Genomic DNA, 22185 nt, shown 5'->3' with positions numbered 1-22185 from the left:
TCCTTCCGGCTGTCCGGAACCTTCCGGCTGTCCGGGAGGAAACTGTGCGCGGGCAACTTCTGAGGACGCTCTGAAACGCGCTCCTCGACGCCGACTCACAGGAAAGTCAGAGGGGCGGGCCGGGGAGACTCAGAGGAAACTCAGAGGTGGCAGGAGGCGTCGCGCCTCCCGGCAGGGGCGATCCTGGATGACGACATGAACACTCCCCGCTCCCGTGGCACCGGCCGGCCCGCACTCACCCGGCCCGACGGCACCGCCGTACGCGTCCTCGTCGTCGACGACGACCCGGATCTCGCCGAGGTCCTCTCCGGCGCCCTGCGCTACGAGGGCTGGGAGGTGCGCACGGCGGGCGACGGGGCCGCGGCCCTCGCCGAGGCGCGCGAGCTGGCGCCCGACGCCGTCGTGCTCGACGTCATGCTCCCGGACACCGACGGCTTCGCCGTGCTGCGCTCCCTGCACGCCGTACGGCCCGAGGTGTGCGTCCTGTTCCTCACCGCCCGCGACGCCGTCGAGGACCGCATCGCCGGCATCACGGCGGGCGGCGACGACTACGTCACCAAGCCCTTCAGCCTGGAGGAGGTCGTCGCCCGGCTGCGCGGACTGCTGCGCCGCGCGGGCATGGCCCGTCAGCAGGACGAGGGCCCGCGGCTGACCGTCGGCGACCTGGCCATGGACGAGGAGGCCCGCGAGGTGACCCGTGGCGGCGACCTGATCGAGCTGTCGCCGACCGAGTTCGAACTGCTGCGGTTCCTGATGCGCAACCCGCGCCGGGTGCTGAGCAAGGCGCAGATCCTCGACCGCGTCTGGTCCTACGACTTCGGGGGCCAGGCCCACGTCGTGGAGCTGTACATCTCGTATCTGCGCAAGAAGGTCGACGCGGGCCGCGAGCCGATGATCCACACGGTGCGCGGCGCCGGGTACGTCCTCAAGCCGGTGACGGCCCGGTGAGGAGGCGTCCGCGAATGCCGTGGCCGCACACGCTGCGCGCCCGGCTGACCGCCGGGCTGGTCGTGCTGCTGGCGATCAGCTGCGCCGCCGTGGGCGTGGCCGCGGTGGTCGGTCTCAACGGCTTCCTCACCGGCCGGCTCGACCAGCAGCTCACCGCGGCGGGCAGCCGTTACCCCGCGAGCCTGGAACATCCGGATGCGGGCACCAGACCGTCGGACCACGACGGCGACGAGCACGACGGAGAGCACGGCGACGCCCGCAAGCAGGCCACCGGGACGTTCGGGGCCCGCCTGGTCGACGGCGTGGCCACCAACGCCGCCGTAGTGCCCCCGGGCTCCGCCGCGGCCAACCGGGCCGTGGACCTGACCGCCGCCGACAGCAGGACGCTGGCCGCCGTGCCGGTCGACGGCAGCGGGCACTCGGTCGAGCTGTCGCCGCTCGACGACTACCGCGTGGTGGCGACTCCCGGCAAGGACGGCGACGTCCTCGTCACCGGGCTTCCGCTGGAGCCGGTCGAGGCCACCGTGCACCGCCTGGAACTCGTCGCCGCCTGCGTCTTCGGCGCGGCCCTCGCGGTCACCGGCGTCGCCGGGGCGCTGTGGGTGCGCTGGTCGCTGCGGCCGCTGAGCAGGGTCGCCGCGACCGCCACCCGCGTCAGCGAACTCCCGCTCGCCAGCGGCGAGGTGGCGCTGCCGCCGCGTGCGCCCGAGTCCGACCCGCGCAGCGAGGTGGGCCGGGTCGCCGGCGCCTTCAACCGGATGCTCGGCCATGTCGAGGACGCGCTGACCAAACGGCACGCGAGCGAGGAGCGGCTGCGCAGCTTCGCCGCCGACGCCAGCCATGAGCTGCGTACGCCGGTCGCCTCGGTCCGCGGCCACGCGGAACTGGCACTGCTGCACCCGGGCCCGGTGCCGCCGAAGGTGACCCGGGCGCTGGAGCGCATCGCCGCCGAGTCGGCCCGGATGGGCGAGATGGTCGACGACCTGCTGCTGCTCGCCCGCCTCGACGCGGGCCGCCCGCTGGAACGGCTCCCCGTCGACCTCACCCGTCTGGTCCTCGACGCGGTCACCGACGCCCGGGCGGCCGGCCCGGATCACCGCTGGGCCCTGGAGCTCCCCGAGGAGCCCGTGACGGTGACCGGCGACGGCCACCGCCTCCAACAGGTGTTGGCCAACCTGTTGGCCAACGCGCGTTTGCACACGCCTGTTGGCACCAAGGTGACCGTCTCCCTACAGACCGTCCCCTTGGAGACCGACGCCCGCACACATGCCCGCACGGCCGTCCTGGCAGTGCACGACGACGGCCCGGGCGTCCCCGAGGACGTCCGGCCGGGCGTCTTCGAACGGTTCACCCGGGCGGACCGGCGGCGCACCGAGGGCGGAGGCGGCGGCGCCGGTCTCGGCCTCTCCATCGTCTCCGCGGTGGTGGAGGCGCACGCCGGCACCGTGGCGCTGGAGAGCCGCCCGGGTGCGACGACGTTCACGGTGCGGTTGCCGGGCGCGGTGCCGGCAGACGGCTCGGACTCGGACTCCGACTCGGACAGCGCGGCCGACTAGCGGATCGGCGGGGGCACCAGGCGCTCACAGCTCCGGTCACAGCTCCAGTTCGAACAGCCCGGCATACAGGCCGAGGCGCTCCCGCACCCAGTCCTCGCTCTCGTCGACGGCATGCGCGGTGAAGCGGAGGTGCTCCGCGGTCACCGGCCCGCGCAGCGCCGGCAGTACGCCGTCCGCGTGGACGGACAGCACGATCAGGTCCTGCCAGAGCGGCAGCACGGCGGGGATGGCCGCCACCGGGTCCGACGGGAAGCGGGGTGCGGGCTGAAGGGGGAGGTAGGGCACGATCCGTCGCCAGGTGCGGTCGAGCGGTTCGCCCAGACGGCCCGCCAGGCTCACCAGATCCAGGGGACAGAGGGGCTCGCTCGGCGGCGAGACCCGGTGCTCGGCGCCGAGAGCCACGGCGTCCTTGGCATCGGGCTCCTCCTCGGGCAGACCCTCCACCTGCGCGGGGGACAGCTCCGGGATCAGGGCGCCCAACTCGCGCAGCGGCGCCAGGCGTTGGAACGCCTCGCGGGCGCCCAGGTGCTGAGCCCGCGCGGCGTCGACAAGCCGCTCGGCGGTGAGGGGCGCCCAGCGGGGAGACTCGAACCACTCGCCGTCGTACTCATCGGGGTCGCCCCAGTCGATCAGGGCCTGGCTCTCCAGGCGTTTGGGGCTGAACTCCCGTAGTCCGGCGGGAAGGTCGGGCACGGACAGACCGAACCTCCTGGCCTCCCGCCGGGCCGTCTTCCACATCGTCGCCAAGGAGGTCTGCAGTTCGACGCTCGACGCGAACAGGATGTCCGCGGTGGGCAGAACCGGATAGTCGGCCCCGTCCCATGAGGGATCCCTCCCGGAGAAGGCGTACCGGCTGGGCACGGGGAGGTCGTCCCAGGCACGCAGCAGGGAGTCGGCCGCGGGCACCTCGACGCCTGCCTGTCTCAACTCCTCCATCGCATAGGAAAGATCCTCTCTGTCCACCCCCGGTCGGATGAAAGCCAGGTCCCGGAGGCTGAGCCCGTCCTCGAGCAGCAATCCGTTGGCATGCGCGGCGCCCGCGACGTTCGCCGTCTCCAAGCTGGGCTCGACCCGGCCGGCGACGGACTTCTCGCGATGGTGCCGGTGGTACGCCAGGCCGAGCGCTCCCGCCCAGCGCGCCAGTTCCTTCTCGGCCCTGCGCAGCGGGATCTCCCAGTTCGCCGCGAGCTGGAACGTGGCGCCCCGGGGCAGCGTGAAACCGCCGTTCGAGCCGGGCAGACAGTACTCCCGCAGCACCGAAAGGATCTCCCACGGCACCTGGCTCCACCGCCGCACGGACTCCACGTCCGGGACGGCCCAGCCGAGCCAGCCGAAAAGCGCGAGCCGCTGGAGGGCTTCCTCCCAGGGGATCCCGAGGCGCACGGCTGCTCCGGTGACGTCCCACGGCCGGCGGGTGGGACGCCATCCGGAGCCGTTGTCATCGACGTACAGCAGAGAGAGATCGGCCTCGTCGCAGACGTGGTCCCGGTGGTGCTCGGGCACGGCCGGCACCGGACCCGGCAGGAAGGGGCCGTACTTGACGCACGCCTCGACGAGCTGACCCAGTGTTCGATGAGCGGTGGCCGAGGCACGCACGAGTCCGCCGAGGTCGTCCCATGCGTGGCAGTGGTCGTTCTGTTCCTCGGACTCCCAGCGCCTCTTGGTGCGGGAACGGCTGAGCAGCCCCTCCATGATCTGCACGTCGTGGTAGTCGGGAGCCCAGTCCAGGTCCCCCTCCGTGATGCGGGGCGGGCTGAGAGCGGGGTGGGCGATGCGCAGGGCACGCATCACCCGGAGCACGTCGATGACGGTGGTGTTCTGGTCGTAGGCGAGCGCGACCACCGAACGCCAGTCGTCGGGCCGCTTCGGGGCGGTCACGCCGTTGTCCCAGAATCGCGGCGAGCCCGTGGAGATGCCCGCCCACCCCGGGGCGGGGACGGCGTACCCGGCGAGGGAGGCGATGGAGGAGTGGCCCGACCCGGGCGTGAAGGAGTTCAGCGCCGCTCTGCGCCAGGGTTCCGTCAGCTCACCCCGTTCCTGGTGCATGCTGCCGGAGCGGGTCGGCTTGTCGGCGTTCGTGTCGTGGTGGAACCAGCCGAGGCTGTCCAGATTCACGGCCGGACGCCACGATTTCCTGCTGACGAGCACGCCCGTACCGCGCCACTTCTCCCAGACGGCGCGGGCCGCGTCCAGATTCTCGGACTCCAGGCGCCAGAGCCACCCAAGATGGAGCCCCTGCCACGCGGCCAGTGCCGACGCGCCGCGCGACCACTGCGTGCGCTCCCATTCGGTGTCGTACGCCTGGAGCTTCTTGCGGTTGAGGCTGAGCCTGCCCGCTTGCGCACCGGTCAGATTGAGTACGTAGCCGAACGGCTGCCGGTCCGTGCCGATGCCGTCGCACAGGATCGCGCCCTTGTCGGCGACCCACCAGAGGATCCCCGGCACGGCCTCCACCGCCCCGTCCCCCTCGGACACCCCGGAAGGGTACTGAAGCACCCCCGGTTCCCAGTGGTGCCGGTTCCCCGAGGCCTCCTCGACGTCCAGCTCGAACTCGCTGACCAGGACGAGCCGTTGGAGCGTCGCCACGGGTGAGAAGCCGCCGGAGAGGGTGATCGAGTCGCGCAGATACAGCCGGATGCTCGTGCCGCCCTCCAGGAGCCCGTCCCCGGTGTCGTCGTGTTCCCGGATCCGGAACAGGTTGGCGCTCCCGGGGATCTCGACCCGCAGCGCCTTCCGCGCCGGGATCCCGTCGGTCCCCACCGGCCGCGTGATGACCACCATCTCGTCCGCGAGCATGAAGTAGCTGAACACCCCGATGCCGAAACGGCTGTTGGGGTACAGGCGCAGAGACGGATCCTGGCGGTGCCAGTTCGCCTGCTCCTGCCGGAAGGCGCGGGACTGCTCGAAGCGGCGGCCCGCCTTGGTGAAGGTGTTCCTCAGCTGGTCGAGGGTCATGCCCACGCCGTTGTCCCGGCACTCGACGTACCGGCCGCGCTCGTCCTCGCCCTCGACGACGGTGATGTGCGCCGCCCACGGACCGGGCCTGCCGCCCCTGGCCTCGACATGGCGGCGGCGCATCGCGCGGTACCGGCAGGCGTCCATCGCGTTCTGGTACAGCTCACGCAGCGCGAGGTCCGGCTCGCCGTCGTAGATGCGCTCGCCCATGAGCAGGTCGCGCACTTCCGTCTGCGCCAGTTGGAACCGCAGCAGCGGCACGTCGTACGTCCTGCGGCCCCGGTCCTCGACGGGGCGCAGGTCGCGGTCGGTGACCCGGGAGGGCGCGCCCGCCAGCAGGGCGGCGCGGTGCGGCGCAAGCCTGCGCGCCGACTCCCGTAGCGCGCAGGCGAGTTCGTCGGCCTGCTCGACGACCTGGGCGAGGGCCGCGTGCACCGCGGGGTGACGGCATGCCGCGTCCAGGTGCAGTTCGTCGTCGGCGGGGTGCCAGTCCGCGTCGTGCACGGCGTTCACGGCATCCTGCGGGAGCACAGGGTCGGAGACCGCGAGATGTTCGGCCAGGACGTCGGGGAGCGTGCGCGCGTCGAGGGCCAGTACGGATGCCAGGTGCAGCAGGGCGGCCAGCTCCGCCGACCGCACGCTCTGGCGGCCGCTGCCGGGCACCGGGAACGCGATGTCCGCGGCGGAGGACTCCTCGGGGGCCGCGCCGAGCGCGATGCCGGAGGCGACGGCGCACAGCACCCGGGACAGCTCGGCCGTCCTGGAGCCGCGGTCCTCGGGGGCGTCCAGGAGAGCGGCGGCGAGAGTCCGGGACTCGGCCTGCGGTACGGCCTCCTCGTCGGTCTCGAAGCGCTCCGTGATCCAGCGGTGCACCAGCCACAGGGCCACCCCGCGCGCTTCGTCGACGCGGGCGCTGAGCCAGCACTCGGAGAGCTTCTTCGCGATGTGCGGATGGTGGTCGGCGACCTGTTCGTAGTGGCGCCTCCAGGTGTCGCCGTCCGCTTCGTGCCACACGTGGTACGGGGAGACGTCCTTCGCGTGGCTCAGCCGTCGTGCCCGTGCCGCCTCGTACAGGAACGGCGCCGCGACCAGGGCCGTGGCTTCCAGCGCCGAGAGCGCCGTCGTCCTCGGTATCAGGCCGGGCAGCCGGTCACGCAGGACCCGTACGGGAAAGCCGTCGTCGGCCCATGGATCGGGCATGCGCCGCTGGGCATGGTGCACCACGGTCGCGCACTCCTCGACCAGCGCGGTCAGGCATTCCCGCAAGCGCGGCAGACAGGCGGAGTCCTCCTCGGGGACGCGCTCCCACAAAGTGGTCTCCGACACCGCCTCCCGCCAGGCCTCCAGCAGCCTGCGTCCCTCGCAGACCACGGCCGAGCGGGCCTCGGACTCCAGTTCCGTGCCGTAGCGGACCTGCACCTCCTGCACCTCGCCGAGGTGCTGCCGGGCCGAGCGCAGCGTGTGCTGCCGGGCCGTCTCGTACACCTCCTGCACCGTCCGGGCCTGCGTCATGGGACGGAAGGCCTCGGCCAGCCCCTGGGTGAAGAAGCTGCCCTCTCCCGTGTACCCGGAGCGCTGCCCGGCCCCGCAGGACGTCATCAGCGCGAAGCGTCCCGTCGGCTGCCCTCTGAGGATGCGGCTGCCGAAGACGCCCTCCTCGCCGGACGGCTGGTCGCGGCAGGCGTCGATCAGCCACAGCACCGTCCCGGCACGGCATTCGCCGAGGTAGGGGCTGATGTCGGCGGGCAGGAGGGATTCCCGGTACGAGGGCCGCCAGTCGCCGTCGCCCGGGGCGCGGGCGTCGGAGGGCACGAGGTAGTCGATGTCGCCGATCCGGATCCCGTGCCCGGAGAAGTGCAGCAGCAGGGTGCCGTCCGCCACGACCTCGCGGGCGACCTCGTCGATCCGCGTGGCGATCTCGGCGCGGGTGGCGTTGCACAGCGTCTCCACCGCGTAGCCGGCGGCCTGGAGGGAGGCGCCGAGCAGACGTTGGTCCGCGGCGACCGGCTCTTCGAGCGAGACGAAGCGATGTGCGGCATCCGGTGTGCTCGCCACGCCGATCAGCAGCGCGATGCGCGGTCCGGTGCCTGCTCCTGGGCCCGCGCCGGTGGTTGTTGCCGTCCCTGAGCCCATGGTTGTTCCCGTCATGCCTTCTCCGTGCCGGTCAACTCGCCGTGTCACAGCTGGAGACGGGCTTCATCGACCTCACCGCCTGGGCGGGCAGGACGATTCGGCGACCGTCTCCGTCGTCGGTCCTGATGACGACGCCGCCGCGCCCGGAGCGGACGAACTCCCCGCAGCGTTCCCCGGTCGTCGTGGTGACCCGGACCAGGTGGTCCGGGGGCGTCTCGGTGGTCGCCCAGGCGACGACGACCGCCACGGCCGCCAGGGCCACGCCCGCCACACAGCACACGGAGGCGTACCGCAGGGAGCGGGTGACCCGGACGATCTCCTGCTCCGTCCAGCGGCGCAGGGCCTGGCCCGCGAGGAGCACCCGGCTGCCCGGGCGGCCGTGCGCGGCACGCACCGCGAGGACGGAGCCGATGACGAAGAGCAGGAACGCGGAGCCGAGCAGTGTCGTCGCGGCCACACCGGCGGCCGTCGGGAGCCCGGCCAGATCGTCACGCCCCTTGAGGGTGACGAGCACCGCGAGGAGCGCCGTCAGGCCGGTGAGGCCCGTCCGCCAGCCCTCCGCCTGCCGCCGCAGCTCGGGCAGTTGGGTGAACTCCAGCTCTCGGGCGAGCTGGGCCCAGCGGCGGTCCGACTGCGCGCTCATGTGGCGTTGCCCGAGCTGAGCGCCGTGAGCCGCCAACTGGCACCGCAGCCCACGAACGCGGCGTCCGCCGGCAGGTTGGGGTGGGGGTGTCCGCATTCGCAGAAGTGCACCTCGCGGGTGAGGTCGGCCGTGTCGTTGCCCGGTTCGGGTCCGGCACCCGTGAGCCAGGTCAGCAGCCCCTTGGTACCCGTTCCGGGCAGCCCGTGGTGGTACTCCGTCGCCGTCCTGCCGTGACAGCGCGGGCAGTTGCCCTCGACGACGATGCCATGGCCGTCGGCCGACGCCCGTCGGGTGAAGGGCAGGGCGGTCGGGCCCAGTTCGTCCTCGGCGTAGACCGCGGTGAAGTCGTGACCCGGGCGGGGAGGTTCAGTCATCGCTCTTGCTTTCGTGTCGGGTCTGTTCGTCGTCCTCGGCATCCACCGCGGGCTCGTCCACGTCCAGGTCGAACATGACGGCGTAGCGGCGGAGCCGTTCCCTGACCCATTCCTCGCTCTCGCCGACGGATTCGGCCGCGCACTTGACGTGATGGAGCGTCACCCGACCTGAGACGGCGGGCAGTTGGCCGTCGAAGTGCCGGCTGAGCAGCGCGAGATCCTGCCACAGCGGAATGGTGTCCGCCGCGGGCGGCAGCTCGGCGGCGCCGGACCAGAAGGGTAGGTAGGGGGTGATGCGCCGGACGGTGTCGGTGATCGGCTCGCCCAGCCGGCCCGCAACGCTGACCAGGTCGAGAGGGGTGGGAGGGGTGTCGCTGTCGGACACCCGGTATTCGGCCGACAGGGCGATGAGATCGTGTCCGTCCGGTATGTGCTCGCTCAAGGCGTCCACGGCATGTTGCGGGAGCTCGGGGACAAGGGCGCCGATGACCCGCAGTCGGCAGAACTCCTCGTACGCCGTCCGGGCGTCGGTGAGCTGCCGGTGGGCGTGCTTCACCAGTTCCTCAGGGGGCAGACGACGCCATATGGCCGTGCCGGAATTTCCATAGGCGTCATCGGGACGTGAGGTGAGGGCCCAGCACACGTGCTGCGGGGGCCGATAGTCGGCGACGGTCTCCGGGAGAGGGGGTACGGCCAGTCCGAAGCGGATGGCCTCGCGCGCGGCGAGAAGCCATACCTCGTGGAGGGGTTCGTTGAAACCCGCAGCGGCGTTGAGGAGAGCGGCAGACGTCATGCCGGCCGCCGCGTAGTCCTCCTCGTCGAAGAAGACGTCCTTGCCCGACAGCACGGAACGGCTTCGAAGCGGCAGTTCTCTCCAGGAGGTGAGGATGCCGAGTCCGTCGGGGAGCGGGACTCCTGCCGCGCGCAGGTCCTCCAGCGCTGTCTCCAGATCGAAATCCGAGGACGACGGGGACGCCAGGGCCAGCGAGTCCAGATTGATGCCGTCTTCCAAGCGCACCCCGATGGCGGCCAGTTGCCGCAGGAGAAGGGATGCGTCGTAGGAGGGGATGTGGCGGCCGTCCAGCAGACCGTTCGAGTAGCGCGGTTCATGGACGAGGCCGAGACGCGCGGCCACCGTGCCGAGCTCCCGCTCCGCGGTTTCGAGATCGACCTGCACGATGTCCGCGAAATTGATGGTCGCCGCCCAGCACAGGGATCGGCGTCCATCGGGCAAGCCCCACGTGAAGAGGCCCAGGACGTCGAAGACATCGCTGTCGAGCTCCATCCACGCGGAGAGCTCGTCGGGAGAGGGCACCCGCCAACCGAGCCAGCTGAAATCGGACAGTCTGCGGAGTACCTCCGACAGCGGTTCCCCCGTACGTCCGCAGATCTCACGCACCTGCCTGGCGCCGTCCACGCGACGCTGTCTTCTGGAGGGGGCGTCGGACGGCTCGGAGAACAGGCCGGCGATGTCGTCCTCGGTGCAGACGTAGTTCTCGTGGTGTTCGGGGGGAGCGGGAACCGTCAGGGAGTGCAGGGGAGCGAACCGGGCAAGGCGGCGAGCCAGGAGGCCCATGGGCATGGACAGTTGGGCCGATGCCAGTACCAGGGCGGTGCAGTCGTCGACACCGCCCTCGTCGAACGCCCGGGCACTCGACCGACGGGTCTTGGCCCAGCCTTCCAGTGCCTGCGCGAGTTCACCGTCGAGCGCGTCCGGGACCCAGGCGAGGTCCTCTCCCGTCGTGGGCGGAGGCGAATTGACGGGGTGCACGATGCGCAGCCGCCGCAGGCGGAGCAGAACCTCCGCGACCGTCATTCCCCGCCCGGCGGCATGGGAGACCACCTCGTGCCAGGAGCGGACCTCCCGGTTCGCAAGGTCCGCGTCCCCGGGGGCGGGAACAGGATGACCCGAGAGGCTCAGCGGGGCGGCCGCCATGCCGGCCGCGGCGGGGATCTGCAGAGCTGCGGTGCGCCACGGCTGGAATCTGCGTGTCTCCGCGGAAAGGCGCCGCTGATTGCCGCGTCGCTGGTCGTCGTACATGTCACGGTCGAGATGGAACCATCCGACGACGTCGAGCGATGGCATCCTTCCGCTCCGCCCCCGCACCTCGACGCCCTTGCCGCGCCACTCCTGGTCGAGTACCTGGGCCACGGAGAGGTTGCGGGCATCCAGTTCCCACAGCCAGTTCAGGCTCAACGAGGGCCAGTCGACGAGTGCTTTCGCTCCTTGCCGCCATGTCTCGTCCGCCCACTGCTGGTCGAACTCCTGGAGCTCCTTGCGGCTGACGCTCAGCTTTCCGGCATGCGGGCCGGTCAGGTTCAGTACACAGCCGAAGGGCTCCTGGTCCGTCACGATGCCGTCGCACAGGATCGCGCCCTCGCCGGTCACCCACCACAGCACCCCGGGCACCGCCTCCAACGAGGAGCCCGTCCCGGGCCCCGGAGGTGACTGCAGCGCGCCCGGCACCCAGTCGTGCGCATACCCCGTCCCGTCCCGCGCCTCCAGCCGGAACTCGCTCACCCGCACCAGCTCGCGCAGCACCTTCACGCAGGACAGCCCGGCCGCGCCGGCACCGTCCCGCAGATACAGCCGCACCCGCGTCCCGCCCTCGGCGAGCCCGTCCTGCGCCCCGCCGAGCCGCTGGATGCGAAACAGGCTGCCGCTGCTCGGAATGTCGACGCGCAGCGCATGGTCGGCCAGGACGCCGTCCGGGCTCACCTGGCGGGTCACGATCGTCATCTCGTCGGCGAGCATGAAGTAGCTGAACACCCCGATGCCGAAACGGCTGTTGGGATACAGACGCAGCGACGGATCGTGGCGCAGCCATCGCGACTGCTCCTTGCGGAACGACTTCGACCGCTCGAACCGGCTGCCGGCGCGCGTGAAGGTGTGTTTGAGCTGCTCCGCGCTCATCCCCACCCCGTTGTCCTGGCACTCGACGTACCGGCCGCGCTCGTCCTCGCCCTGTGTGAAGGTGATCCGGCCCGTCCAGTCGGCCGGCCGTACGCCGCTGCTGTGCAGGAAGGTCCAGCGCATCGCGCGGTAGCGGCAGGCGTCCATGGCGTTCTGGTACAGCTCCCGCAGCGCCAACTGGGGTTCGCCGCCGTACAGTTGCTCACCCATGAGCAGCTCGCGCACCTCGGTCTGCGCGAGGTGGAAGCGCAGCAACGGGACCTCGTACGACGGCTGGTTGCCGATCCGGCTCGGGCGAAGCCCCCGATCGGTGACACGGCGGGGCACGGCCGTCAGCAGCGCGGCTTCCGATTCCGGCAGCTCGGCGCTCAGGTCCATGACCTGCGCGGTGAGTTGGTCCGCCTGGTCCACCACTTCGGTGAGCGCCGCGTGCACGGCCTGGTGGGGGCAGAGGGCGTCCAGATGCAGGGCGTCACCGTCCCGGTCCCAGCCCAGGTCGCGGGCCGTGCCGATGACCTGCTCGGGCAGGACGGGGTCGGTGACCGCCAGATGCTCGGCCACCGCCTCGGGGAAGGTCCGGACGTCCACGGCCAGCGCGGCGGCGAGCCGGAGCAGCGCGGCGAGCGGGCGCACCCGAAGGGTCTGGTGACCGCCGGGCAGGAGCACCTTGCCCCGGGACGCGGCCGGCAGTTCACCCGGCAGGTCTTCGAGGCCGATCCCGGAGGCCAGTGCGCACAGCAGGCCGGACAACTCGTGCACCCGGTCCTGCGCCACGCCCAGCGCGGTGACCAGAGCCTGGGCCGGACCCGGCGGCACCGCCTCGTCGTCCGTCTCGAACCGGTCGGCGATCCAGCGGTGCACCAGCCACATCGTCACGGCGGCCTCGTCCTGCACCCGGTCACGGGCCCGGCACTGGGCCGCCTTCCGCGCCACGCGCGCGTGCTGGTCGCCCATCTGTTCGTAGTGCCTGCGGTGGGCGTCGGCGCCGGGGCGGCGCTCCCCTGCGTACGGGTCGATCTCCGCGGCCTGGCTCAGCCGGTCCGCCCAGGCGGCCTCGCGCAGGAACGGTGCCGCCACGAGCAGCGCGACCTCGACCGCCGACAGGGTCGCCGCCTCGGGGAGCAGCAGGGGCAGCCGGTCCCGCAGCAGCCGTACCGGGAACGCGTCGTCGGCCCAGGGGTCCGGATGCGGCAGGCGCTGCTGCGCGAGATGCAGGGTACGGGCGCACTGCCCGACGAAGTCGGCGAGAGAGTCCTGGAAGGCCGGAACACTGCCCTGGTCCTCCGGCTTCACCCGCTCCCACAGCGGCGTCTGACGGGCCGCCTCCAGCCAGGCCTCCAGCAGCGGACGGCCGCCGCAGATCTCCTTCTCCCTGGTCTCCGCCTCGGCGTTGGTGCCGTAGCGGATCCCGGCGGTCTGGGTGAGGCCGTGCCGCCGGGCGGCCTCCTTCGTCCGGGCTCGCGCCGCCGTGAACACCTCGTGCACGGTGCGGGCGGGGGCGAGCGGCCCCAGCGCGTCGGCGAGCCCCCGGGTGAAGAAGCTCCCCTCGGAGGTGTGTCCGCACTGCTCCCCGGCCGAACAGCCCGTCAGCACGGCGAAGCCGCCTTCGGGAGGCCCGCTGTCGATGCTGTTGCCGAAGGCCACTCCCTTGCCGTCCATGACCGTGCGGCAGGCGTCGACGAGCCAGAGCACCGTGCCTGCCCGGCACTCCTTGAGCAGGGGGCTGATGCGCGCGGGTAACAGGGAGTCCACGTACGGCTCCTGCCACACCCCGTCCCTCGGTGGGGTGGCGTCGGCGGGGACGAGGTGGTCGACGCCGTCGACCCGCACGCCGTGTCCGGTGAAGTACAGCAGGAGGGTGCCGCCGGGCGGCACGTCGCGGGCCACCTCGTAGATCTTGGGTTTGATCCGGCTGAGGCCGGCGTCGTGCAGCGTCTCGACCTCGTAACCGGCTGCTTCCAGCGCCGTGTTCATCAGTCGTAGATCCGCTTCGACGACCTCGTCGAGCGGTTCCAGCAGGCCCACCGTCGCGGGTGCGTGCCCGACTCCGATCAGCAGGGCCTTGCGCGCCCGTTCCATGTCCCCTCCCACCAGCAGGGAAACATGATGGCATCGCGCACCGACAACGCGACGGCGAACCCGGTCAGTACCCGGTGATCGCGGTGGCGCCGCTCTCCGTCCCGATCGCGATGTGCGGCCCGCGCGCCGGATCGGCCCACTTCAGGATCCGCCGCATCGCCGCCACAGGCACCGACACGCAACCAGCCGTCGGCCCACGCCCGTTGACATGCAGGAAGATGCCCGCGCCCCGGCCGTGCACGGGCCGCTCGTAGTTGAAGCCGATGACGAAGGCGTACGCGTACTGCGTGTCGTATCCGATCAGGTGCTCCGACTCGGTGGCGCGGCAGTCGGCGGGACGCGGCTCGGTCCAGCGGTTGTAGGAGCGGGAGCCGTTGTCCTGGCACCACCAGGAGTCCTGGTGCACCCGGCGGTAGGGGGCCGAGGTGCCGTGGGGCGCGGCCTTGATGCCGAAGGCGTACGGCAGGTCGTACAGCCCCGTCGGGGTCGTGTTCGTGCCCTGCCTCCGCGAGGCGCCCTCGGTGAGCCCCCTGGCGCCGAAGCGTGCCGAGGCAGAACCGGCCTTCACCCACCGGCCGTCGCGCAGATCCCACCAGGCCACGGTGCCGGACGTCGCGTCCGCGCGCGGAGCCAGGGCGGTGATCAGCTGGGTGCCGCCGCCGGAGTCCGCCATGCGCTCGGGCAGCGGCGGCGCGGGGAGCCCGTCCCAGGCCCCGCCGCCGGGCGCGGCACCGAGCACGAGCAAGGAGGCGGACGCGAGGGCGACGACACCGGGGCGCATGGCTCAGACGGTAGTGGGGGGCAGCGGCAACGGCAGCCCGGGCAGTCCGTCCATGCTCGTCGCGATGTACTCCTTCTTGGTGAAGTACGCGCTCAGCGAGGCGTCGTCCTCGCGCGCGAAGCGCTTGCCGTGCAGATCGCGGTCCTCGTCGTACGACATGAAGGGCACCGCGTAGCCGCAGGTGTCGCGGACCAGTTCGGCCGTCACGACGACGATCGCGCGCAGCCCGTGCGGGGTCGGGTCGATGCCGGGGAAGTGGGTGAGCAGTTCCTTGAAGCGCGGGTCGTCGCGGAAGACGGGCTCACCGCGGCCGTGCACCCGGACGATGTTCGGTGGGCCCTGGAAGGCACACCACATGAGGGTGATCCGGCCGTTCTCGCGCAGGTGCGCGATCGTCTCGGCGTTGCTCCCGGCGAAGTCCAGATAGGCGACGGTCAGCTCGTCGAGGACGGCGAAGGAACCGGTGAGCCCCTTGGGGGAGAGGTTGATCGTGCCGTCCCCGGCCAGCGGGGCGGTCGCGGTGAAGAAGATTGGCTGCGCCTCGATGAAGGTACGCAGGCGGCCGTCTATGCGCTCATAGGTCTTTCCCATGACTAACGATTATTGACGAAAATCCTTCGCCTGTCTAATGAATTGCGGGTTCCGTGGCCGCACCGGGCGGGGCGTCGATCGGTGCGGCCACGGGGCCCGTCACTTGTTGAGTGCGCAGGTGGCGAGGGAGTTCAGACCCGTGGGCTTGGCCGCCGTACGGCCGATCGAGATCGCGATGCGGTCGATCGTCGAGGCGCGCTTGTCCTTGAGGGGGCCGAGGATCGCGTTCTGGACGAAGTTCGGTCCGCCCTGGCCGACCGTGTTGACCAGTCGCGTGTTGGCCTCCGTGATCTGCGTGTTGAGCAGGGTCAGGTTGCGGTCGACCTCGGCCTTCGCGGAGGCGGGGACCGCCGGGAGCTGCGAGGCGACGTCGGGGCAGGTGATGGTGCCGGCCGCGGCCGCACCCCCCGCGTTGTTCGCGGCGCCGCCCGCCTGCGCGGTCGCCGTCGCGCTCGGCGCCGCGGGGGCGGCGCCTCCACCGGCCGCCGCGCCGCCGCCCGTCGCCGTGCCGCCGCCCGTGTTCAGCTTGCAGGGCGCCAGTGCGTCGAGACCCTGCGGCTTGGCGGCCGTGCGGCCGATGGCGGTCGCGATGCGGTTGACGGTGGCGACGCGCTTGTCCTTGAGGGGGCCGAGGATGGCGTTCTGGACGAAGTTCGGTCCGCCCTGGCCGACCGTGTCGACGAGCCGCTTGTTGGCCTCCGCGATCTGCGTGTTCAGCAGGGCCAGGTTGCGGTCGACCTCGGCCTTCGCGGAGGCGGGGACAGCGGGGAGGCTCGGCGCGACGGCCGGGCAGTTCACCGTGCCGGGCGCGGCCTTGGTCGTGGCGTTGTTGGCGCTGCTCTTGCCGGACTCCCCGGCCAGGGCGGAACCGGCGATCACCGCTCCGGACAGCACCACTGCGGCGGCACCGCCGATCATGACGACGCGGCGCTTGTTGTACTTCGGAAGAGCCCTGGACATGCGGATGCCTCACTTGGGTCAGGAGTGGGTGTACAAACGCGGCGCCTGCGTTCGGTGGGGAGTACGCGAAAGCGGTTTCGTGCGTTCAACGGCCTTCGAAAAAAGCCTCGGCATCAGTCGAGATTGACGAATCATGCAGAACTCTGCATACTCATGCATGACAGCGAACGCACCGTGAGGAGAAACCCGTGACCGAGCGCGTCGTACTCGCCTACTCAGGCGGTCTGGACACCTCCGTCGCCATCGGCTGGATCGCCGAGGAGACGGGCGCCGAGGTCATCGCCGTCGCGGTGGACGTCGGTCAGGGCGGCGAGGACCTGGACGTCATCCGCAAGCGCGCCCTCGCCTGCGGTGCGGTCGAGGCCGAAGTGGCCGACGCCAAGGACGAGTTCGCCGACGAGTACTGCCTCCCGGCGATCAAGGCCAACGCCCTCTACATGGACCGCTATCCGCTGGTCTCCGCGCTCTCCCGGCCGACGATCGTCAAGCACCTCGTCGCCGCCGCCCAGAAGCACGGCGCCACCACGGTCGCCCACGGCTGCACCGGCAAGGGCAACGACCAGGTCCGCTTCGAGGCCGGCATCGTCGCCCTCGCCCCCGACCTCAAGTGCATCGCCCCGGTCCGCGACTACGCGATGACCCGCGACAAGGCCATCGCGTTCTGCGAGGAGAAGAACCTCCCGATCGCGACCTCCAAGAAGTCCCCGTACTCCATCGACCAGAACGTCTTCGGACGCGCCGTGGAGACGGGCTTCCTGGAGGACATCTGGAACGCGCCGATCGAGGACATCTACGAGTACACCTCCAACCCGGCCGAGCCCCGCGAGGCCGACGAGGTCGTCATATCCTTCAGGCAGGGCGTCCCGGTCGCCATCGACGGCAGGCCCGTCACCGTGCTCCAGGCGATCCAGCAGCTCAACGAGCGCGCCGGTGCCCAGGGCATCGGCCGGATCGACATGGTCGAGGACCGCCTCGTGGGCATCAAGTCCCGCGAGGTGTACGAGGCTCCGGGTGCGATCGCGCTCATCACGGCCCACCAGGAGCTGGAGAACGTCACCGTCGAGCGTGAACTCGCCCGCTACAAGCGCCAGGTCGAGCAGCGCTGGGGCGAACTGGTCTACGACGGCCAGTGGTTCTCCCCGCTCAAGCGCGCCCTGGACGGCTTCATCGAAGAGGCCAACCAGCACGTCAACGGCGACATCCGGATGACCCTGCACGGCGGCCGCGCCGTCGTCACCGGCCGGCGCTCCGACACCTCGCTCTACGACTTCAACCTCGCCACGTACGACACGGGCGACAGCTTCGACCAGGCCGCGGCCAAGGGCTTCATCGACATCTACAGCCTTTCGTCGAAGATCGCGGCCAAGCGCGACCTGGCGTAGTCACCTACCGCTAGCGTGACAACCGCCTCCCCGTCCGTCCGCGGTGGGGAGGCGGTCGCACATCCACCCACCTCCCGAGGAGCAGAGCAGTGAGCAGCAACAGCGGTGACGTACGGCTCTGGGGCGGCCGCTTCGCCGACGGCCCCGCCGAGGCCCTGGCCAAGCTGTCCGCGTCCGTCCACTTCGACTGGCGGCTCGCGCCGTACGACATCGCCGGATCGCGTGCCCACGCGCGCGTGCTGCACAAGGCGAACCTCCTCACGGACGACGAGCTCTCCCGGATGCTGGAGGGACTCGACCGGCTCGAAGCCGATGTGGCCGACGGCTCGTTCGTGGGCACGATCGCCGACGAGGACGTCCACACCGCCCTGGAGCGGGGCCTCCTTGAGCGCCTCGGTCCCGACCTCGGCGGCAAGCTCCGCGCCGGACGTTCGCGCAACGACCAGGTCGCGACGCTCTTCCGGATGTACCTGCGCGACCACGCCCGGATCATCGGCGGACTGATCGCCGACCTCCAGGACGCGCTGGTCGGCCTCGCCGAGGCCCACGCGGACGTCGCGATGCCGGGCCGCACGCACCTCCAGCACGCCCAGCCGGTCCTGTTCGCCCACCACGTCCTCGCGCACGTGCAGTCGCTGTCCCGGGACGCCGAGCGGCTGCGCCAGTGGGACGAGCGCACGGCGGTCTCCCCGTACGGCTCGGGCGCCCTGGCCGGTTCCTCCCTCGGCCTCGACCCCGAGTCGGTCGCCAGGGACCTCGGCTTCGAGCACGGCAGCGTGGCCAACTCCATCGACGGCACGGCCTCCCGTGACTTCGTCGCCGAGTTCGCCTTCATCACCGCGATGATCGGTGTGAACCTCTCCCGGATCGCCGAGGAGGTCATCATCTGGAACACGAAGGAGTTCTCCTTCGTCACCCTCCACGACGCCTTCTCCACCGGCTCGTCGATCATGCCGCAGAAGAAGAACCCGGACATCGCCGAGCTGGCGCGCGGCAAGTCCGGCCGTCTCATCGGCAACCTGACCGGCCTGATGGCCACGCTCAAGGCCCTCCCGCTCGCGTACAACCGCGACCTCCAGGAGGACAAGGAGCCGGTCTTCGACTCCTGCGACCAGCTCGAAGTCCTGCTTCCCGCCTTCACCGGCATGATGGCCACCCTCACCGTCAACCGCGAGCGCATGGAGGAGCTGGCCCCGGCCGGCTTCTCGCTCGCCACCGACATCGCCGAGTGGCTGGTCAAGCAGGGCGTGCCGTTCCGTGTCGCACACGAGGTCGCGGGCGAGTGCGTGAAGGTCGCCGAGGCCGACGGCATCGAGCTGGACGGGCTCACCGACGAGCAGTTCGCGAAGATCTCCGCGCATCTGACGCCCGAGGTGCGCTCGGTGCTCAACGTGCCGGGCGCGCTCGCCTCCCGCGACGGCCGCGGCGGTACGGCGCCCAGCGCGGTCGCCGTGCAACTGGCCGAGGTGCAGGCGGACCTCGTGGCCCAGCACGCCTGGGCCACCGCCAAGAACAAGTAGCGGGTCGCCAATCACCGGGGCATCGCGGGTTACGTTGGTCGGGAGCCGCAAGGAGCCGACCGAACGGAGCTCGCGATGCCCTTCGCCCGACTGGCCTCAGCAACGACCCCCACCTGCCACATCGGTCTGGGTCTGGCCGCCGTCGGCCGCCCCGGCTACATCAACCTCGGCCGCGAGGACGACCTCCCCGCCGAGCGCAGCGTCGACGCCCTGCGCGAGCGCACCCACGAACTCCTCGACGCCGCCTACGCGCAAGGCGTGCGCTACTTCGACGCGGCGCGCTCCTACGGCCGCTCCGAGGAGTTCCTCGCCGGCTGGCTGAGCGGCCGGCCGGGCGTCGACGACGTGGTCATCGGCAGCAAGTGGGGCTACACCTACACCGCGGACTGGCGCACCGACGCCGAGGCGCACGAGGTCAAGGACCACACCCTCGCCACGTACGAGCGTCAGCGCGCCGAGAGCGCCGCACTGCTCGGCGACCGCCTCGACCTCTACCAGATCCACTCGGTGACCCCGGACAGCCCGGCCCTCACCGACAAGGAACTCCACGCCCGGCTGGCCGAGGCCGCTGCCGGGGGCCTGAGCATCGGCTTCTCGACCAGCGGGCCCGCCCAGGCCGACGCGATCCGTACCGCGCTCGCCGTCACGGTCGACGGCGAGCCCCTCTTCCGTACCGTCCAGGCGACGTACAACGTGCTGGAGACCTCCGCCGCACCCGCGCTCGGCGAGGCGTACGACGCGGGGCTCACGGTGATCGTCAAGGAGGGCATGGCCAACGGGCGCCTTGCCGCCGGGCAGGCGCCGGAGGCTGTTCGGGAGATCGCCGAGCGGGCCGGGGTCGCCGCCGACGCGGTCGCCCTCGCCCTGGTCCTGCACCAGCCGTGGGCCGGAGTCGTCCTCTCCGGTGCGGCCACCACCGGCCAGCTCTCCTCGAACCTGCACGCGGCGGTCGTCGACCTCGACGACGAGCAGCTCACCCGGCTCGCGGCTCTCGCCGAGGAGCCGGGGGCGTACTGGGAGCGGCGCGGCCGGCTGCCCTGGCACTGACAGCGGCAGGGCAGCCCGGCGCCGAGCGGAGCCCCTGACCGTCTGTGCATCAGACGTGAGACGTCTATGCCTACAATGAGACAACAGTGTCTCATGTGGGCTATGGTTGTCTCATGGCTGTCGACCGTGAGCATGTGCTGCGCAGTGCCGCGGCCCTCCTGACCCGGAAATCCACCGCGACCATGGACGAGGTCGCCAAGGCGGCCGGGATCAGCAGGGCCACGCTGCACCGCCACTTCGCCGGGCGCGACGCACTCGTACGGGCGCTGGAGTCGCTCGGCATCGCGGAGTGCGAGGCGGCGCTCGATGCGGCGCGGCTCGACGAGGGCGCCGCCCAGGAGGCCGTACGCCGTCTGGTGCGGGCGCTCGAAGGCGCCGCCGGACTGCTCGCGTTCCTCTACACCGAGAACCAGCTGTTCGAGGGCGCGGAGCAGAACCAGGGCTGGGCGCGGCTCGACGCCCGGATCGCCGCGCTGTTCCGGCGCGGCCAGGAGAGCGGCGAGTTCCGTATCGACCTCACTCCCGCCTGGCTCACCGAGGCCCTCTACGGGCTGATGGCCTCCGGGGTCTGGGCCGTGGCCGAGGGCCGGGTCGCCGGCAAGGACTTCCACCACATGATCGTCGAGCTGCTGCTCGGCGGCACCCTACGGAGAGAGGAATCATGACCAGCACCCTGCAGCCGGCCGCCACGACAGAGCTGGAGAAGCGTCCGGGCCGTTGGCTCGCGCTCTCCGTCCTCGTCCTGGCCGTGCTGTTGGTGGCCGTCGACGCGACCGTCCTCGGCCTGGCAACCCCGTACATCAGCGAGGACCTGAAGCCCTCCGGCACCCAGCTCCTGTGGATCGGTGACGTCTACTCGTTCGTCATCGCCGGACTGCTCGTCTCCATGGGCAGCCTCGGTGACCGCATCGGCCGCAAGAAGCTGCTGCTCATCGGATCGGCGGCGTTCGGTGCGGTCTCCGTGCTCAACGCCTATGCGACGACACCGGAGTTGATGATCCTGGCGCGGGCGCTGCTCGGTGTCGCGGGTGCGACGCTGATGCCGGCCACCCTCGCGCTGATCCGCAACCTCTTCCACGACCCGCGCGAACGCAGTCTCGCGATCGGCATCTGGGGAGCAACTGCCTCCGCCGGTACGGCAGTCGGGCCCGTCGCCGGAGGCTTCCTGCTGGAGCACTTCTGGTGGGGCTCCGTCTTCCTGATCAACCTCCCGGTGATGGCGGTCCTCGTCCTCGTCGGCATCAAGCTGCTGCCCGAGTCGCGGAATCCCGATCCCGGTCCGTGGGACCTGACCAGCGTCGTGCTCTCGCTCGTCGGCATGATCGGCCTCGTGTACGCGGTGAAGGAGGCGGCCGCGCACGGCGTGAGCGGGGAAGCCGCGCTCGCCGGTGTGCTCGGTGCCGGCGCGCTCTGCTGGTTCGTGCGCCGCCAACTCACGCTGCCCACCCCGCTGTTGGACATGCGGCTGTTCCGCAACCGCGGCTTCTCCGCAGCGGTGCTCGCCGACCTGCTCACCGTCCTCGGTCTGGCCGGCCTCATCTTCTTCCTCTCGCAGTACCTGCAACTCGTGCAGGGCAGAGGACCGTTGGAGGCGGGTCTCGCCGAACTCCCCGCCGCCGTCGGCGCGGTGGTGTCGGGCCTGATCGCGGGCTCGGTCGCCCGGCGGTTCTCCGTACGCGCCGTGGTCGCGGGCGGACTCGCGGCGGTGGGCCTGGCGCTGGCCGCACTCACCCTGCTCAGCGAGTCCACCGGCTACCCGCTGCTGGGCGGCGCGCTCCTGGTCGTCGGCGTCGGAGCGGGCTTCTCCTTCACCGTCACCGCCGACGTGATCCTCTCCAGCGTGCCCAAGGAGCAGGCGGGCGCCGCGTCCGCGGTCTCCGAGACGGCCTACGAACTCGGCGCCGCCCTCGGCATCGCACTGCTCGGCTCCATCGTCACCGGCGCCTACCGCGACTTCACGGCCCCGGCGGGCACCCCGTCCGCGGCCCACGAGTCACTCGGCGGCGCGGCCGAGGTGGCATCCGGCCTCCCGGCCGACACCGCGGACGCCCTGATGACGTCGGCCCGAGAGGCCTTCGTCGACGGCCTCGGCCTGGCGGCCGGAATCGGAGCGGCGGTACTGCTCGCCACGGCGGTGGCGGCATGGTTCCAGCTGAAGGGCCAGAGGCTGGGAGATTAGCCCGTCCCGCTGAAGGGGCAGAGGCAGAGATTTCAGCCCGTCCGGCGTTTGAGGACGAGGCCGTCCAGGCCGATTACGGGGGCCTGGGGGCAGAGCCCCCAGAAAAAAGGCCGGGCGCACCGC

14 protein-coding genes are annotated in these 22185 nt (G+C 71.4%); 7 read left to right on the top strand and 7 right to left on the bottom strand.

Features of this window, described 5'->3' with window-relative positions; genetic code table 11:
* The first annotated feature begins 195 nt into the window (after positions 1–195).
* Both ABZS97_RS07695 and ABZS97_RS07690 read left to right on the top strand, forming a co-directional pair.
* Positions 196–948 carry a response regulator transcription factor gene (locus tag ABZS97_RS07695; protein WP_356134754.1) on the top strand — a complete coding sequence of 251 codons (753 nt, stop codon included), beginning with the start codon at positions 196–198 and terminating at the stop codon, positions 946–948.
* A 14-nt stretch (positions 949–962) separates the two neighbouring features.
* Positions 963–2504: a HAMP domain-containing sensor histidine kinase gene (locus tag ABZS97_RS07690; RefSeq protein ID WP_356134752.1), complete on the top strand. Its 1542-nt coding sequence runs from the start codon at positions 963–965 to the stop codon at positions 2502–2504.
* Positions 2505–2540: 36 nt separating this feature from the next.
* Here the strand turns inward: ABZS97_RS07690 and ABZS97_RS07685 are convergent, their stop codons facing one another.
* The 7 genes from ABZS97_RS07685 to ABZS97_RS07655 form a co-directional block, all read right to left on the bottom strand.
* Positions 2541–7607, bottom strand: coding sequence for a caspase family protein (locus ABZS97_RS07685; RefSeq protein ID WP_356134750.1), 5067 nt, complete (start codon positions 7605–7607; stop codon positions 2541–2543).
* Between the two features lie 16 nt (positions 7608–7623).
* The gene (locus tag ABZS97_RS07680) at positions 7624–8235 is read right to left on the bottom strand and encodes a hypothetical protein (protein WP_356134748.1); all 612 of its coding nucleotides are present in this window, start codon (positions 8233–8235) and stop codon (positions 7624–7626) included.
* Positions 8232–8609, bottom strand: coding sequence for a hypothetical protein (locus tag ABZS97_RS07675; protein ID WP_356134746.1), 378 nt, complete (start codon positions 8607–8609; stop codon positions 8232–8234). Before ABZS97_RS07675 ends, ABZS97_RS07680 begins: the two co-directional genes overlap by 4 nt.
* Positions 8602–13602, bottom strand: a complete 5001-nt coding sequence (locus ABZS97_RS07670) for a caspase family protein (protein WP_356134744.1) — start codon at positions 13600–13602, stop codon at positions 8602–8604. Before ABZS97_RS07670 ends, ABZS97_RS07675 begins: the two co-directional genes overlap by 8 nt.
* Positions 13603–13666: 64 nt before the next feature.
* Positions 13667–14383: a L,D-transpeptidase family protein gene (locus tag ABZS97_RS07665; protein WP_356134742.1), complete on the bottom strand. Its 717-nt coding sequence runs from the start codon at positions 14381–14383 to the stop codon at positions 13667–13669.
* 3 nt (positions 14384–14386) lie between these two features.
* A complete protein-coding gene (locus tag ABZS97_RS07660) occupies positions 14387–14974 on the bottom strand; it encodes a pyridoxamine 5'-phosphate oxidase family protein (protein ID WP_356134740.1) in 588 nt (195 codons plus the stop codon).
* A 99-nt stretch (positions 14975–15073) separates the two neighbouring features.
* Entirely contained in the window at positions 15074–15934 is an 861-nt protein-coding gene (locus ABZS97_RS07655) for a hypothetical protein (protein ID WP_356134737.1), read from the bottom strand.
* Positions 15935–16122: 188 nt separating this feature from the next.
* On the opposite strand from ABZS97_RS07655, the gene ABZS97_RS07650 reads away from it, so the two are divergent.
* The 5 genes from ABZS97_RS07650 to ABZS97_RS07630 all read left to right on the top strand — a co-directional run bounded on the left by ABZS97_RS07650 (position 16123) and on the right by ABZS97_RS07630 (position 22062).
* The gene (locus ABZS97_RS07650) at positions 16123–17316 is read left to right on the top strand and encodes an argininosuccinate synthase (protein ID WP_356134735.1); all 1194 of its coding nucleotides are present in this window, start codon (positions 16123–16125) and stop codon (positions 17314–17316) included.
* An 89-nt stretch (positions 17317–17405) separates the two neighbouring features.
* Entirely contained in the window at positions 17406–18836 is a 1431-nt protein-coding gene (argH, locus tag ABZS97_RS07645; protein ID WP_356134733.1) for an argininosuccinate lyase, read from the top strand.
* A gap of 75 nt (positions 18837–18911) precedes the next feature.
* Positions 18912–19883: an aldo/keto reductase gene (locus ABZS97_RS07640; protein ID WP_356134730.1), complete on the top strand. Its 972-nt coding sequence runs from the start codon at positions 18912–18914 to the stop codon at positions 19881–19883.
* Between the two features lie 113 nt (positions 19884–19996).
* On the top strand, positions 19997–20548 hold the full coding sequence (locus tag ABZS97_RS07635) for a helix-turn-helix domain-containing protein (protein WP_356134728.1): 552 nt from the start codon (positions 19997–19999) through the stop codon (positions 20546–20548).
* Positions 20545–22062, top strand: coding sequence for an MFS transporter (locus ABZS97_RS07630; RefSeq protein ID WP_356134726.1), 1518 nt, complete (start codon positions 20545–20547; stop codon positions 22060–22062). The genes ABZS97_RS07635 and ABZS97_RS07630 overlap by 4 nt, the downstream gene beginning before the upstream one ends.
* The last annotated feature ends 123 nt before the right edge of the window (positions 22063–22185 follow it).

Source organism: Streptomyces sp. NPDC005485 (assembly GCF_040606085.1).
Lineage (GTDB): Bacteria > Actinomycetota > Actinomycetes > Streptomycetales > Streptomycetaceae > Streptomyces.
This window is presented reverse-complemented; position numbering and strand designations above follow the sequence as displayed.

Coding starts and splice junctions, on each gene's coding strand:
- ABZS97_RS07670 (WP_356134744.1), bottom strand. CDS start 13,602: ATGGAACGGGCGCGCAAGGCCCTGCTGATCGGAGTCGGGCACGCACCC.
- ABZS97_RS07660 (WP_356134740.1), bottom strand. CDS start 14,974: ATGGGAAAGACCTATGAGCGCATAGACGGCCGCCTGCGTACCTTCATC.
- ABZS97_RS07695 (WP_356134754.1), top strand. CDS start 196: ATGAACACTCCCCGCTCCCGTGGCACCGGCCGGCCCGCACTCACCCGG.
- ABZS97_RS07680 (WP_356134748.1), bottom strand. CDS start 8,235: ATGAGCGCGCAGTCGGACCGCCGCTGGGCCCAGCTCGCCCGAGAGCTG.
- ABZS97_RS07690 (WP_356134752.1), top strand. CDS start 963: ATGCCGTGGCCGCACACGCTGCGCGCCCGGCTGACCGCCGGGCTGGTC.
- ABZS97_RS07630 (WP_356134726.1), top strand. CDS start 20,545: ATGACCAGCACCCTGCAGCCGGCCGCCACGACAGAGCTGGAGAAGCGT.
- ABZS97_RS07675 (WP_356134746.1), bottom strand. CDS start 8,609: ATGACTGAACCTCCCCGCCCGGGTCACGACTTCACCGCGGTCTACGCC.
- ABZS97_RS07685 (WP_356134750.1), bottom strand. CDS start 7,607: ATGACGGGAACAACCATGGGCTCAGGGACGGCAACAACCACCGGCGCG.
- ABZS97_RS07640 (WP_356134730.1), top strand. CDS start 18,912: ATGCCCTTCGCCCGACTGGCCTCAGCAACGACCCCCACCTGCCACATC.
- ABZS97_RS07635 (WP_356134728.1), top strand. CDS start 19,997: ATGGCTGTCGACCGTGAGCATGTGCTGCGCAGTGCCGCGGCCCTCCTG.
- ABZS97_RS07665 (WP_356134742.1), bottom strand. CDS start 14,383: ATGCGCCCCGGTGTCGTCGCCCTCGCGTCCGCCTCCTTGCTCGTGCTC.
- ABZS97_RS07655 (WP_356134737.1), bottom strand. CDS start 15,934: ATGTCCAGGGCTCTTCCGAAGTACAACAAGCGCCGCGTCGTCATGATC.